The 14094-nt window shown below is 60.9% G+C and carries 12 protein-coding genes and 1 pseudogene; 1 reads left to right on the top strand and 12 read right to left on the bottom strand.

Annotated features, from left to right (window positions below):
- Position 1: 1 nt before the first annotated feature.
- From ACM6JM_RS23985 to ACM6JM_RS24040, 12 genes are all read right to left on the bottom strand, one after another.
- Complete coding sequence (locus ACM6JM_RS23985) at positions 2-790, bottom strand: ParA family protein (RefSeq protein ID WP_007959220.1); 789 nt, start codon at positions 788-790, stop codon at positions 2-4.
- A 43-nt stretch (positions 791-833) separates the two neighbouring features.
- A complete protein-coding gene (gene motD, locus ACM6JM_RS23990) occupies positions 834-1724 on the bottom strand; it encodes a flagellar motor protein MotD (protein WP_011333075.1) in 891 nt (296 codons plus the stop codon).
- A 12-nt stretch (positions 1725-1736) separates the two neighbouring features.
- Positions 1737-2477 carry a flagellar motor protein gene (locus tag ACM6JM_RS23995; RefSeq protein ID WP_039769734.1) on the bottom strand — a complete coding sequence of 247 codons (741 nt, stop codon included), beginning with the start codon at positions 2475-2477 and terminating at the stop codon, positions 1737-1739.
- Positions 2477-3613, bottom strand: coding sequence for a protein-glutamate methylesterase/protein-glutamine glutaminase (locus ACM6JM_RS24000; RefSeq protein WP_085666704.1), 1137 nt, complete (start codon positions 3611-3613; stop codon positions 2477-2479). Before ACM6JM_RS24000 ends, ACM6JM_RS23995 begins: the two co-directional genes overlap by 1 nt.
- 49 nt (positions 3614-3662) lie before the next feature.
- The gene (locus ACM6JM_RS24005) at positions 3663-5933 is read right to left on the bottom strand and encodes a chemotaxis protein CheA (RefSeq protein WP_039769731.1); all 2271 of its coding nucleotides are present in this window, start codon (positions 5931-5933) and stop codon (positions 3663-3665) included.
- A gap of 39 nt (positions 5934-5972) precedes the next feature.
- On the bottom strand, positions 5973-6761 hold the full coding sequence (locus ACM6JM_RS24010) for a protein phosphatase CheZ (protein WP_011333071.1): 789 nt from the start codon (positions 6759-6761) through the stop codon (positions 5973-5975).
- Between the two features lie 18 nt (positions 6762-6779).
- Positions 6780-7151 carry a chemotaxis response regulator CheY gene (locus ACM6JM_RS24015; RefSeq protein ID WP_003183998.1) on the bottom strand — a complete coding sequence of 124 codons (372 nt, stop codon included), beginning with the start codon at positions 7149-7151 and terminating at the stop codon, positions 6780-6782.
- A 167-nt stretch (positions 7152-7318) separates the two neighbouring features.
- Entirely contained in the window at positions 7319-8059 is a 741-nt protein-coding gene (fliA, locus tag ACM6JM_RS24020) for an RNA polymerase sigma factor FliA (RefSeq protein ID WP_007951959.1), read from the bottom strand.
- Positions 8056-8886, bottom strand: a complete 831-nt coding sequence (gene fleN / locus ACM6JM_RS24025) for a flagellar synthesis regulator FleN (protein ID WP_003222917.1) — start codon at positions 8884-8886, stop codon at positions 8056-8058. Before fleN ends, fliA begins: the two co-directional genes overlap by 4 nt.
- A 113-nt stretch (positions 8887-8999) precedes the next feature.
- Entirely contained in the window at positions 9000-10340 is a 1341-nt protein-coding gene (gene flhF, locus ACM6JM_RS24030; protein WP_007951958.1) for a flagellar biosynthesis protein FlhF, read from the bottom strand.
- An 11-nt stretch (positions 10341-10351) separates the two neighbouring features.
- Positions 10352-12481, bottom strand: a complete 2130-nt coding sequence (flhA, locus tag ACM6JM_RS24035; protein WP_064378626.1) for a flagellar biosynthesis protein FlhA — start codon at positions 12479-12481, stop codon at positions 10352-10354.
- Positions 12482-12668: 187 nt separating this feature from the next.
- Positions 12669-13337, bottom strand: coding sequence for a hypothetical protein (locus tag ACM6JM_RS24040; RefSeq protein WP_039769729.1), 669 nt, complete (start codon positions 13335-13337; stop codon positions 12669-12671).
- 526 nt (positions 13338-13863) lie between these two features.
- Between ACM6JM_RS24040 and ACM6JM_RS24045 the strand changes: the two are divergent.
- Positions 13864-14094 (top strand): annotated as a pseudogene (locus ACM6JM_RS24045) (hypothetical protein); the annotation flags it as partial.

Raw genomic sequence — 14094 nt, forward strand, 5'->3', positions numbered from 1 at the left:
CTCAGGCCACCTGCGGAACAAGTTGCTGCGCCAGCAGATGCTTGAGCAGCGCGCGGTAAGCCAGCACGCCCCGGCTCTTGCCGTCGAACTGCGAAGGGGTGACACCGGCACGACTGGCGTCACGCAGACGGGTATCGACCGGGATGTAACCCTGCCAGATCTCGTCGGGGAATTTGTCGCGCAGCACGCGCAAGGTGCCCATCGACGCCTGGGTGCGGCGGTCGAACAGGGTCGGCACGATGCTGAACGGCAGCGCCTGTTTGCGTGAGCGGTTGATCATCGCCAGGGTGTTGACCATGCGCTCCAGGCCTTTGACGGCCAAATGCTCGGTCTGCACCGGGATCACCAGTTGCTGACTGGCGGCCAGCGCGTTGACCATCAGCACGCCGAGCAATGGCGGGCTGTCGATGATCGCGTAATCGAAGTCCTGCCACAGCTGCGCCAGACTCTTGGCGATCACCAGACCCAGGCCACTCTGCCCCGGCGACTGGCGCTCGAGGGTGGCCAGCGCAGTGCTCGATGGCAACAGGGAAATGCGTTCGTCGCTGGTCGACAGCAGCAGTTGGCCCGGCAGGCCTTGCGGCACGCTGCCCTTGTGTAGAAACAGGTCGTAGTTACTGTGTTCCAGGCTGTCGGGGTCGTAACCGAAATAGCTGGTCATCGAGCCGTGCGGGTCGAGATCGACCACGACCACGCGCTTGCCCGCCTCTGCCAGCAAACCGGCTAAAGCGATGGAAGAAGTGGTTTTACCAACACCACCCTTTTGATTGGCGACTGCCCAGACTCTCATTCGGATCGTTCCTCCCGGCCGGGATACTCGGCCGAGACATGGTTCAGCGTATTAATGCGGGCGACGGAGAATTGACGGCACTCTCGCGTCCCGGCGTCTTGACCGGGGTCGGTGCAGTTTGTGTGCCAGCACGCTTCAACGCGGCGTCCGGTTGCGCATGAGCGGTTCCGGTGCCGGTGAGGCTGCGGCGCACATCGAGATTGCGCGACACCACCAGTACCACACGACGGTTTTTCGCCCGGCCTTCAGCGGTGGCGTTGTTGGCCACCGGCTGGAATTCGCCGTAGCCCACCGAGGCCAGGCGGCCAGGGTTCACACCCTGCATCGCCAGCATGCGCACGATGCTCGCCGAACGCGCCGAGGACAGTTCCCAGTTGGTCGGGTACTGCGCAGTGCGGATCGGTTGATCGTCGGTGAAGCCTTCGACGTGGATCGGGTTGTCGAACGGTTTGAGGATCGCCGCGACCTTGTCGATGATGTTGAACGCGATGTCGCTCGGCATCGCATCACCGCTGCCGAACAACAGGCTGGAGTTGAGTTCGATCTCGACCCAAAGCTCGTTGCCGCGCACGGTCATCTGGTTCGAGGAGATCAGGTCGCCGAACGCAGCGCTGATGTCATCGGCGATGCTTTTCAGCGGATCGCTGGCTCCGGCGATACCGGCGTCGACCTGTTCGGCGTCCTTGACCAGCGGCTTGGCCGGGGTAACGGTCTTCGGTCGTTCTTCGCCGATCGGAATCGGCTTTAGCGCACGGTCGGAGTCGGTGAAGACCCCGATCAGCGCTTCGGAGATGATCTTGTACTTGCCTTCGTTGATCGACGAGATGGAGTACATCACCACGAAAAAGGCAAAGAGCAAGGTAATGAAGTCGGCGTAGGAAACCAGCCAGCGTTCATGGTTTACGTGCTCTTCATGCTGGCGACGACGTGCCATGAGGTCAGTCCCTTAATCCATGAAGCCCTGAAGCTTCAACTCGATGGAGCGTGGGTTTTCACCTTCAGCGATCGACAAAATACCTTCCAACAACATTTCGCGATAACGCGACTGCCGCAACGCGATTGACTTGAGCTTGGCGGCCACCGGCAACAGGATCAGGTTGGCACTGGCCACACCGTAGATGGTGGCGACGAACGCAACCGCGATACCGTTGCCCAGTTGCGACGGATCGGCCAGGTTGCCCATCACGTGGATCAGGCCCATCACCGCACCGATGATGCCAATGGTCGGCGCGTAGCCGCCCATGCTTTCAAACACTTTGGCGGCCTCGATGTCGCGGGCTTCCTGAGTGTAGAAATCCACTTCGAGGATGCTGCGGATCGCTTCCGGCTCGGCGCCGTCGACCAGCAGTTGCAGGCCCTTGCGCGAGTAGGCGTCGGGCTCGGCATCCGCCACGCCTTCCAGGCCCAGCAGGCCTTCCTTGCGGGCGGTGAGACTCCAGTTGACCACGCGATCGATGCCGCCGGCCAGGTCCACCCGCGGCGGGAAAAAGATCCAGGCCAGAATCTGCATGGCGCGCTTGAACGCGCTCATCGGCGATTGCAGCAGCGCGGCACCGATGGTGCCACCAAGCACGATCAGCGCCGCCGGGCCGTTGGCCAGCGCGCCGAGGTGACCGCCTTCAAGGTAGTTGCCGCCGATGATGGCGACGAACGCCATGATGATCCCGATAAGGCTTAGAACATCCATCAGACGCACGCCTCGACCAAGTGCTTGCCGATATCGTCCAGGCTGTACACCGCGTCGGCGAGGTCAGCTTTGACGATGGCCATCGGCATGCCGTAAATCACGCAACTGGCTTCGTCCTGGGCCCAGACCGTGCTGCCGCCCTGCTTGAGCAGGCGCGCACCTTCACGGCCGTCGGCGCCCATGCCGGTCAGTACCACCGCCAGAACTTTGTCACTGTAGGATTTGGCTGCAGAACCGAAGGTGATGTCCACGCACGGCTTGTAGTTCAGACGTTCGTCGCCCGGCAGGATTTTCACCGCGCCACGGCCATCGATCATCATCTGCTTGCCACCCGGTGCCAGCAGCGCCAGGCCCGGACGCAGGATGTCGCCATCCTCGGCTTCCTTGACGCTGATGCGGCACAGCTTGTCCAGACGTTCGGCGAAGGCCTTGGTAAAGGCCGCCGGCATGTGCTGGATCAGCACGATCGGCGCCGGGAAGCTGGCCGGCAACTGGGTCAGGACCCGTTGCAGCGCGACCGGGCCGCCGGTCGATGTACCAATGGCGACGAGCTTGTAGTTCTTGCGTTTCGGCGCCGGCGACGAAGCGCTGGCCGCTGGCGCGCGAGTCGGTGCGGGCGCGGGCGCCGGACGGGCCGGAGCGCTGTGGCTGCCAAAGCTCGACGGCGCTGCTGCCGGAGTCGGTGCAGGCGTCGGTGCAGCGGCAGGCGCCGGCGCACTGTAGGCACTGAAACGACGGTTACTGCGCGAGATGCTGTGAACCTTCTCGCACAGCAGTTGCTTGACCTTCTCCGGATTGCGGGAGATGTCTTCAAAATTCTTCGGCAGGAAATCCACCGCGCCGGCATCCAGCGCATCCAGGGTGACCCGGGCGCCTTCGTGCGTCAGCGAGGAGAACATCAACACCGGTGTCGGGCAGCGCTGCATGATGTGCCGCACGGCCGTGATGCCATCCATCATCGGCATCTCGTAGTCCATGGTGATCACGTCCGGCTTGAGGGCCAGGGCCTGATCGATCGCCTCTTTACCGTTGGTTGCCGTGCCGACAACCTGGATGCTCGGATCCGCTGAAAGAATTTCCGAGACGCGGCGGCGGAAAAAACCCGAATCGTCCACCACCAGGACTTTGACTGCCATAAACACTCCATTAGGTGCGGCGGGACGTCGTCGCCCCGCCACCCCGGATTCAAATACGCCGTGCGGCGTAACGCTTGAGCATGCTCGGAACATCGAGAATCAGTGCAATGCGGCCGTCACCGGTGATGGTGGCGCCGGACATGCCCGGAGTTCCCTGGAGCATCTTGCCCAGTGGCTTGATGACCACTTCTTCCTGGCCGACCAGTTGATCGACGACGAAGCCGATCCGCTGGGTGCCCACCGAAAGGATCACCACATGGCCTTCGCGCTGCTCTTCGTGAGCGGCGGAGCTGACCAGCCAGCGCTTGAGGTAGAACAATGGCAGCGCCTTGTCCCGCACGATCACCACTTCCTGGCCGTCCACCACGTTGGTGGTCGACAGGTCGAGGTGGAAGATTTCGTTGACGTTCACCAGCGGGAACGCGAACGCCTGATTGCCGAGCATCACCATCAGGGTCGGCATGATCGCCAGCGTCAGCGGCACCTTGATGACAATCTTCGAGCCCTGGCCCTTGGTCGAGTAGATGTTGATCGAACCGTTGAGCTGGGAAATCTTGGTCTTCACCACGTCCATGCCGACACCGCGGCCGGACACGTCGGAGATCTCGGTCTTGGTCGAGAAACCCGGGGCGAAAATCAGGTTGTAGCACTCGGTGTCGCTCAGGCGATCGGCGGCATCCTTGTCCATCACACCGCGTTTCACGGCGATGGCACGCAGGACGTTCGGGTCCATGCCTTTGCCGTCGTCGGAGATCGACAGCAGGATGTGGTCGCCTTCCTGCTCGGCCGCCAGGATCACCTTGCCGCCACGGGCCTTGCCCGAGGCTTCGCGTTCTTCCGGCGACTCGATGCCGTGGTCGACCGCGTTGCGCACCAAGTGGACCAGCGGGTCGGCCAGGGCCTCGACGAGGTTCTTGTCGAGGTCGGTCTCTTCGCCCACCAGTTCCAGGTTGATCTCTTTCTTGAGCTGACGAGCCAGGTCGCGAACCAGACGCGGGAAGCGGCCGAAGACTTTCTTGATCGGCTGCATCCGGGTCTTCATGACGGCGGTCTGCAAGTCGGCGGTGACCACGTCGAGGTTCGACACGGCTTTCTGCATCGACTCGTCGCCGCTGTTCAGGCCCAAACGCACCAGACGGTTACGTACCAGCACCAGTTCGCCGACCATGTTCATGATTTCGTCGAGACGTGCAGTGTCCACACGTACGGTGGTCTCGGCTTCGCTCGCCGGTTTTTCCGGTGGCGGCGTCGCCGGTGCACGGGCCGGAGCCGGTGCAGCAGCGGCGGCAGGCTTGGCCGGCTCGGCTTTCGGCTCAGGTGCTTTTGCAGCAGGTTTTGCCGCAGCGGCCGGGGCCTTCGCAGCAGGTGTTGCAACAGCCGAAGAATTACTGGCAGTCACGACGGCACCGGTGGCGACGTCAGTGAACTTGCCTTTGCCATGCAGATCGTCGAGCAGCGATTCGAACTCGTGATCGCTGATCAGATCGCTACCGGCCGCAGCCGCTGCCGGAGCAGCCGTTGCAGGGACCGAAGCAATCGCCGACTCCAGCGCATCAACGGCAAAGTTGCCCTTGCCGTGCAACTGATCGAGCAAGGCTTCGAATTCGTCGTCGGTGATGTCCGAGCTGTCGCCCGCCGCCGGAGCAGCAGGTGCAGCAGCAGCCGGAGCCACGGCGTCGGCCGCGAACTGGCCTTTGCCATGCAACTGGTCGAGCAGCGACTCGAACTCGGCGTCGGTGATTTCATCGCTGGCCGCTTCGGTGGAAGCAGGTGCAGCGGCAGCCGCCGGGGCTTCGGCTTCGGCCTTGACGGCGTTCAGCGAGTCCAGCAACTGTTCAAATTCGTTATCGGTGATGTCACCCGAATCACCTTCGACGACCAGTTCTTCGATCATCTCGGCAACCGGCGAAGCCGGGGCTTCATCCGCCGATTGCGGTTCGGCCAGACGCGCCAGGGCGGCTAGCAGTTCCGGGGTGGCGGCGGTGATCGGGCTGCGATCGCGGACTTCGCTGAACATGCTGTTCACCGCGTCCAGCGCTTCGAGCACCACGTCCATCAGTTCTGCATCGACGCGCCGTTCACCCTTGCGAAGGATGTCGAACACGTTTTCGGCGATGTGACAGCACTCCACCAGCTCGTTGAGCTGAAGGAAGCCGGCGCCCCCTTTTACAGTGTGGAAACCGCGAAAAATTGCGTTGAGCAGATCTGCGTCATCCGGGCGGCTTTCCAGCTCGACCAGTTGTTCGGACAGTTGCTCAAGAATCTCGCCGGCCTCAACCAGGAAATCCTGAAGGATCTCTTCATCGGCGCCGAAGCTCATTAATGGGGTGCTCCTACAGGTCTAAAAACCCAAAAAAACTCAAAATCCAAGGCTGGATAGCAAATCGTCCACATCGTCCTGACCGGACACAACGTCTTCTCGTTTATCGGCATGAATCTGCGGACCTTCACCCTGCGAGAGATGTTTTTGTGGATCTTTTTCAGCAAGCATCGCCGCACGGTCATGTTCGATGCCCGCAAAGCGGTCCACCTGGCTGGCCATGAGCACGAGCTTGAGCAGGTTGCTTTCGACTTCGGTGACCAATTGGGTCACGCGCTTGATCACCTGACCGGTGAGGTCCTGGTAATCCTGGGCGAGCAGAATGTCATTCAGATTGCTCGACACCGCGCGGTTGTCCGCGCTGCTGCGTGCCAGAAAACCGTCGACCCGGCGCGCCAGTTCGCGGAACTCTTCAGCCCCGACCTCACGGCGCATGAAGCGGCCCCAATCGGCGCTCAAGGCCTGGGCTTCGTCAGCCAGGCCATTGACCACAGGGGTCGCGCTTTCCACCAGATCCATGGTGCGGTTGGCGGCAGCTTCGGTCAGTTTGACCACGTAGCCCAGGCGCTCGGTAGCGTCGGTAATTTGCGACACTTCCTCAGCCTGCGGCATGTGCGGATCGATCTGGAAATTGACGATCGCACTGTGCAGTTCACGCGTGAGCTTGCCCACTTCCTGGTACAGGCCACGGTCACGGGTCTGATTGAGCTCATGGATCAGTTGCACGGCGTCGCCGAACTTGCCTTTTTCAAGGCTTTCGACCAGTTCGACCGCGTGTTTTTTCAGGGTCGACTCAAAATCGCCCTGTGAAGATTCGTTATGCTCCATAGCTCCCCCGCGCGTTCATCAGCCGATGCGTTCGAAAATCTTCTCGATTTTTTCTTTCAACGCCTGGGCCGTGAAAGGTTTGACCACGTAGCCGTTCACGCCGGCCTGGGCCGCTTCGATGATCTGCTCGCGCTTGGCTTCAGCGGTCACCATCAGCACCGGCAGGTGCTTGAGCTTTTCATCGGCACGCACGTGGCGCAGCAGGTCGATACCGGTCATGCCGGGCATGTTCCAGTCGGTCACCAGAAAGTCGATGCTGCCGCTGTTGAGCACCGGAATGGCAGTGGTGCCATCGTCGGCTTCAACGGTGTTGGTGAACCCCAGATCACGCAACAGGTTCTTGATGATCCGCCGCATCGTTGAGAAGTCATCAACGATGAGGATTTTCATGTCTTTGTTCAATTCGACCTCCAAGCAGTCTTAAACGCGCCCAGCACCTGGACGCGCCATTTCAATCAATCCGGCAAAACACTCGATGACTGTCTGGAGCACAACAGATCGAGACCGGTGCCGTTCACCACCGCACCAGCCTCGTTCGCAGTGTCCCCACACTGCCTTCAGCGCGCTCGCCACTCCCCCAAACGCCCCCGCAAGCGGGCCGCGCACTGGCTGTGTAACTGGCTGACCCGCGATTCACTGACGCCAAGGACTTCACCGATCTCCTTGAGGTTCAGCTCTTCGTCGTAGTACAGCGCCAACACCAGTCGCTCACGCTCCGGCAAATTGGCAATCGCGTCCGCCAGCGCGGCCTGGAAACGTTCGTCTTCCAGATCGCGCGACGGCTCCAGATGAGCACTGGCGCCATCCTCGTGCAGCCCTTCGTGTTCGCCGTCCTGCAACAGGTCGTCGAAACTGAACAGCCGGCTGCCCAGGGTGTCGTTCAAAATCCCGTAGTAATCGTCGAGACTCAATTGGAGTTCGGCCGCAACTTCGTGATCTTTAGCGTCACGGCCGGTTTTAGCTTCAATCGAGCGAATTGCGTCGCTGACCATGCGGGTATTGCGGTGAACCGAGCGTGGCGCCCAGTCCCCTTTTCGGACTTCGTCGAGCATCGCACCACGGATCCGGATGCCCGCGTACGTTTCAAAACTGGCGCCCTTGCTGGCGTCGTATTTGGTCGAGACTTCGAGCAGGCCGATCATCCCGGCCTGGATCAGGTCTTCGACCTGCACACTGGCCGGCAATCGCGCCAGCAAGTGGTAGGCGATGCGTTTGACCAGTGGCGCGTAACGCTCGATCAGCTCGTACTGCGCGTCACGCGCCGACTTTTTGTAAAGGTTCATACCGCTGGCGGTCATAGCACAGGTCCTGCCGTTTGCTGCACGAGGCGCTCGACGAAAAATTCGAGGTGGCCGCGCGGGTTGGCGGGCAGCGGCCAGGTGTCGACCTTCTGTGCGATCGCCTTGAACGCCAGTGCGCACTTGGAACGCGGGAAGGCTTCATAGACCGCACGCTGCTTCTGCACCGCCTTGCGCACGCTTTCGTCGTAGGGCACCGCGCCGACGTATTGTAGGGCGACGTCGAGGAAGCGATCCGTGACCTTGGTCAACTTGGCGAACAGGTTGCGACCTTCCTGCGGGCTCTGGGCCATGTTGGCCAGGACGCGGAAGCGGTTCATGCCGTAGTCGCGGTTAAGCAGTTTGATCAGCGCGTAGGCGTCGGTGATCGAGGTCGGCTCGTCACAGACCACCAGCAACACTTCCTGGGCTGCGCGCACGAAACTGACTACCGAGTCACCAATACCCGCAGCGGTGTCGATCACCAGCACGTCGAGGTTGTCGCCGATGTCGCTGAACGCCTGAATCAGGCCGGCATGCTGGGCCGGGCTCAGGTGAACCATGCTCTGGGTGCCGGAAGCGGCCGGCACGATGCGGATCCCGCCGGGGCCCTGCAACAGCACGTCGCGCAGCTCGCAGCGGCCTTCGATCACGTCGGCCAGGGTGCGTTTGGGTGTGAGGCCCAGCAGAACGTCGACGTTCGCCAGCCCCAGGTCGGCGTCCAGCAGCATGACCCGACGGCCAAGCTCTGCCAGCGCCAGGGACAAGTTCACTGACACATTAGTCTTGCCGACGCCACCTTTGCCGCCGGTCACCGCGATCACCTGTACGGGATGCATGCTGCCCATGTTATTTCTTTACCTTGTCTTGCATAGACGGAGGCCACATTACTGGCTGCGCGTTCACAACCGGAACAATGCATGGCAGACCATCGATGTAGGTACAAAAACGGTTCATTACCTCAGCCAACCTGCTTGGTCGGACTGTGGTAGATATCAGCGAACATGTCAGCCATGGCTTCTTCGCTGGGTTCTTCCTGCATTTGCACACTGACGGCGCGGCTGACCAGTTGATGACGGCGCGGCAGATGCAGATCATCCGGAATACGCGGCCCATCGGTCAGGTAGGCGACCGGCAGTTCGTGACTGATCGCCAGGCTCAGCACTTCGCCAAGGCTGGCCGTCTCATCCAGTTTAGTCAGGATGCAGCCGGCGAGCCCGCAACGCTTGTAACTGTGATACGCGGCGGTTAGAACCTGTTTCTGGCTGGTGGTTGCCAGCACCAGATAATTTTTCGACCGAATGCCACGACCGGCCAGACTTTCCAGCTGCATGCGCAGCGCCGGATCGCTGGCTTGCAGGCCGGCGGTATCGATCAGCACCACGCGTTTGCGCAGCAGTGGATCCAGCGCCTGCACCAGGGACTGGCCCGGATCGACGTGGGTCACCGACACATTGAGGATGCGACCCAGAGTCTTGAGCTGCTCCTGCGCGCCGATACGGAAACTGTCCATGCTCACCAGCGCGATGTTCTGCGCGCCGTACTTGAGCACGTAACGGGCGGCCAGTTTGGCCAGGGTAGTGGTTTTGCCCATGCCGGCAGGACCGACCATGGCAATCACCCCACCCTCTTCCAGCGGCTCGACTTCCGGCACGGCGATCATCCGCGCCAAGTGCGCCAGCAGCATGCGCCAGGCCTGACGGGGTTCGTCGATCTCGGTGATCATCGACAGCAGATCACGGGACAGCGGGCCGGACAAACCGATGCGTTGCAGACGACGGTACAGATTGGCCTGAGCCGGACGGCTGCCTTGCAGCTGGTTCCAGGCCAGGGTGCCGAGTTGCACTTCCATCAGTTCGCGCAGGCTGTTGAGCTCGAAACGCATCGAGTCCAGAGCACGCGGATCAACGCCAGCGGAAACCGCTGCAGGCGCCGGTGCCGGACGGGCCGGAGCTTCGTAGGTCGGTTCGGTCAGCGGTTCGGCAGCGGTCAGCGGCAGGCCGGCCGTCAACGGCAGCCCGGCGAACAGCTGGCGATTGGTGTTGCCGTCGGCTTCGCCACGCAGGCTCAGTTCGGCCTGGGCGGTGACGATGCGCGACTGGGTCTTGCGCAGTTCATCCTCGAGCTCCATGTTCGGAACACGCGGGGCCAGCGCCGACAGTTTGTAATCGAGCGCCGCCGTCAGCTCGACGCCGCCGGCAATGCGGCGGTTGCCAATGATGGCGGCATCAGCGCCCAGCTCATCACGAACCAGCTTCATGGCCTGACGCATATCGGCGGCGAAAAAACGCTTAACTTGCATAAACCACTACCTCAGCCGTTGGGCCCTACTGTCGCAACGATGGTCACTTGCTTGTTGTCCGGAATTTCCTGGTAGGCCAGCACATGCAGTCCGGGAACTGCCAGGCGACCAAAGCGCGAGAGCATCGCGCGAACCGGGCCTGCTACCAACAGGATCACCGGCTGACCTTGCATTTCCTGGCGCTGCGCCGCTTCGATCAGCGAACGCTGCAGCTTCTCGGCCATGCTCGGCTCCAGCAGAACGCCCTCTTCCGAGCCTTGTCCTGCCTTCTGCAGACTATTGAGCAATATTTGTTCCAACCTTGGCTCCAGCGTGATAACTGGCAGCTCCGACTCAGTCCCTACAATGCTTTGGACGATGGCGCGGGATACGCCGACCCGCACAGCGGCCACCAAAGCGGCGGTATCTTGACTCTTGGCGGCATTGTTGGCGATGGCTTCGGCAATGCTGCGGATATCGCGCACCGGCACGTGTTCGGCCAGCAACGCCTGCAATACTTTGAGCAACTGCGACAGCGTGACCACACCCGGCACCAGCTCTTCTGCCAGTTTCGGCGAGCTCTTGGCCAGCAATTGCATCAATTGCTGCACTTCCTCGTGGCCGATCAGCTCGCTGGAGTGTTTGTACAGAATCTGGTTCAAGTGGGTCGCAACCACGGTGCTGGCATCGACCACGGTGTAACCGAGCGATTGCGCCTGAGCGCGCTGGCTGACTTCGATCCACACCGCCTCGAGGCCGAAAGCCGGATCTTTGGCGGTAATGCCGTTGAGCGAGCCGTAGACCTGCCCTGGGTTGATCGCCAGTTCGCGATCCGGGTAGATCTCGGCTTCGGCCAGGATCACGCCCATCAGGGTCAAGCGATAGGCGCTTGGCGCCAGGTCGAGGTTGTCGCGGATGTGCACGGTCGGCATCAGGAAGCCCAGATCCTGCGAGAGCTTCTTGCGCACGCCCTTGATCCGCGCCAGCAATTGCCCGCCCTGGTTGCGGTCCACCAACGGAATCAGGCGGTAGCCGACTTCCAGGCCGATCATGTCGATCGGGGTCACGTCGTCCCAGCCCAGCTCCTTGGTTTCCATGGCGCGGGCCGGCGACGGCAGCAGTTCCTGTTGACGCTTGACCTCTTCCAGCGCGATGACCTTGGCCACGTTCTGCTTCTTCCAGAACAGGTAAGCGCCACCGGCAGCCAGTGCAGCCATGGTCAGGAAGGAGAAGTGCGGCATGCCCGGCACCAGGCCCATGACCGCCATCAGACCGGCCGCCACCGCCAGCGCTTTGGGCGAGGCGAACATCTGGCGATTGATCTGCTTGCCCATGTCTTCCGAGCCGGAAGCACGGGTCACCATGATCGCCGCCGCTGTAGATAACAACAGTGATGGCAATTGCGCCACTAAACCGTCACCGATGGTCAGCAAGGCGTAAACCTTGCCCGCGTCAGCGAAAGTCATGTTGTGCTGGAAGATACCGACGGCCATGCCGCCGATCAGGTTGATGAACAGAATCAGCAAACCGGCGATGGCGTCACCGCGCACAAACTTGCTGGCACCGTCCATCGAACCGTAGAACTCGGCCTCCTGGGCCACTTCCTGACGACGGGCCTTGGCCTGCGCCTGATCGATCAGACCGGCGTTGAGGTCGGCGTCGATCGCCATTTGCTTGCCGGGCATCGCATCAAGGGTGAAACGCGCGCTCACCTCGGAAATCCGCCCGGCACCCTTGGTCACCACGACGAAGTTGATGATCATCAGGATCGCGAAAACCACGATACCGACCACGTAGTTACCGCCGATCACCACCTCACCGAAGGCCTGAATCACCTTACCGGCAGCAGCGTGGCCGTCCTGACCGTGGAGCATCACCACCCGCGTCGACGCCACGTTCAGCGCCAGTCGCAACAGCGTCGCCACCAGCAGGATCGTCGGGAACACCGCAAAATCCAGCGGCCGCAAGGCGTACACGCAGACCAGCAGCACGACGATCGACAGGGCAATGTTGAAGGTGAAGAACACGTCGAGCAGGAACGGCGGCACCGGCAACATCATCATCGCCAGCATGACCAGCAGCAACAGCGGCACACCCAGATTGCCTCGACTGAGGTCGGCAACATTCGAGCGAGCAGTGTTGAATAACTGAGAGCGATCCACCGGTTTTCCCCGTTCCTTTAAAGCAAACTTTTGACGCCCGAAGCAGGCGCACGGCGGCTACTGCAAGAAGCCTTCCAACTTTTGCCAAGGCGTGAAACAGAGGGGGTGATGAATGCACAAAGGGGCGGCACGCACGTCGTGCGCCCGCCCCTGTTCAGCGATGTTCACTGAGATGAAACCCCGATAGTCAACTGGCTACCGGAATGTGCGCCGAAGTGATCGGACCGAAAGAGAGGGCTGCATTATCCAGATAGCGCGTGCCCCTGAACACGCTGTGACCACCAACATCGACAACGTCCTCCTCCGTATACATCAGTACCACCATGGTGACAGGCGCGACATCAGTGGACTTCGCATGACCCTCCATCAGATTCAATGACCATTCGAAACGCATGAATGGCAGGTCGCTGATTTCAATCGGAGGAGCCCCCGCATCCAGCCGAAAGTACTGCCGCGTCGTGATGCGCAATTGGTTGCCGACTACCGTGAACGATGGTTTTCCATATCGTTGTTCTACGGGCCCGCCATTACTCGCCCACTGGTCCATGTAATGACCGGGGTCGGTAAATAGAGCGAACAACGACGGGTTATCGCGGATATTACCGGCTGCGCCAAAGAAGTCGTTGTAGGAGTGGTGATACGCAAACCCGGCCAGTTCAGGCCGGATCGCATTGCTGGGATTATCCAGATAACTCGGAATGAACTGATTGGCCATGACCAGAAAGTTGAGAAAGTCCAGCTTCAGGTCGAACGTCACCTCATAGAAAATGGCCCGCTCGCCTGCGTCCCTTTCCAGCTTCCCTGAAACGAACTCCATCTCCATGCCCGGCAGTTTTCGGTAAACGCGACTTGTCATGATCTACCCCGGATTTCCAGTGAATGAGTTATCAACCACTGCGTTCGCAGAGTGCGAACAGGCAACGGCGTGAATTCCGGATTTATAAGGCGCCTGGGAACAACACGCGTCTACTGTCAGAACTAACAGGTCGCGGGACATTTCAGACCGACGGCACCCATTGTCTTTTAAACGCTGGTGTTTAAACGAAACCTTCAGACACGCCTTACAGGCTACGAATTCTTGCGCCGCTGCCTACGGCTACGCCAGAATCCGCCGGCTTGTGCGCTGTGGGGTCGGGTTCTATTGTGGGTCGGTCGCTGACGAATCAGCGATCGGGTTTAGCGACTCGGCTCAATTTAAAGGTGCACCAGCGTTCCTGGCTTCGTTGCGGATCTGTATGTCTGCAATTTCGTTATGGTGGCTGTATGCGGGAGACCCTTGCGGTCTGCCGGGTGCCTTTGACCGGTTCGCTAACCTGCGTACAGCCGCCACCCTTCCTGTTTAGCGACAGGATTTGGCGGCTCCACTTCAAAGGAGCTTCACCATGATCAAACCAACACCCAACCCACCCGAAACCGATCCCGCCTCGCCCTACGAATCCCTCGATTCCAGAAAGCTTCACGAAGCCGCCGACCGCGCCCTCGATCACTATCTCTGCCCGCCCGGCTCCACGCCACCACCGCGCAAAACCCGCAGAATGTACGCCGTCACCGCGGACTTCAAAAACGAAGAGCTGCTGGCCGATGCCTGCGAAACCCTCGCCTCGGCCAGAACA

It is taken from the genome of Pseudomonas sp. IT-P2 (assembly GCF_949767575.1).
In the GTDB taxonomy this organism is placed as follows: Bacteria; Pseudomonadota; Gammaproteobacteria; order Pseudomonadales; family Pseudomonadaceae; genus Aquipseudomonas; species Aquipseudomonas pharyngis.

Coding starts and splice junctions, on each gene's coding strand:
- fleN (WP_003222917.1), bottom strand. CDS start 8,886: ATGGGCAGCATGCATCCCGTACAGGTGATCGCGGTGACCGGCGGCAAA.
- ACM6JM_RS24015 (WP_003183998.1), bottom strand. CDS start 7,151: ATGAAAATCCTCATCGTTGATGACTTCTCAACGATGCGGCGGATCATC.
- ACM6JM_RS24005 (WP_039769731.1), bottom strand. CDS start 5,933: ATGAGCTTCGGCGCCGATGAAGAGATCCTTCAGGATTTCCTGGTTGAG.
- ACM6JM_RS24010 (WP_011333071.1), bottom strand. CDS start 6,761: ATGGAGCATAACGAATCTTCACAGGGCGATTTTGAGTCGACCCTGAAA.
- ACM6JM_RS23995 (WP_039769734.1), bottom strand. CDS start 2,477: ATGGATGTTCTAAGCCTTATCGGGATCATCATGGCGTTCGTCGCCATC.
- motD (WP_011333075.1), bottom strand. CDS start 1,724: ATGGCACGTCGTCGCCAGCATGAAGAGCACGTAAACCATGAACGCTGG.
- ACM6JM_RS24040 (WP_039769729.1), bottom strand. CDS start 13,337: ATGACAAGTCGCGTTTACCGAAAACTGCCGGGCATGGAGATGGAGTTC.
- flhF (WP_007951958.1), bottom strand. CDS start 10,340: ATGCAAGTTAAGCGTTTTTTCGCCGCCGATATGCGTCAGGCCATGAAG.
- fliA (WP_007951959.1), bottom strand. CDS start 8,059: ATGACCGCCAGCGGTATGAACCTTTACAAAAAGTCGGCGCGTGACGCG.
- ACM6JM_RS24000 (WP_085666704.1), bottom strand. CDS start 3,613: ATGGCAGTCAAAGTCCTGGTGGTGGACGATTCGGGTTTTTTCCGCCGC.
- ACM6JM_RS23985 (WP_007959220.1), bottom strand. CDS start 790: ATGAGAGTCTGGGCAGTCGCCAATCAAAAGGGTGGTGTTGGTAAAACC.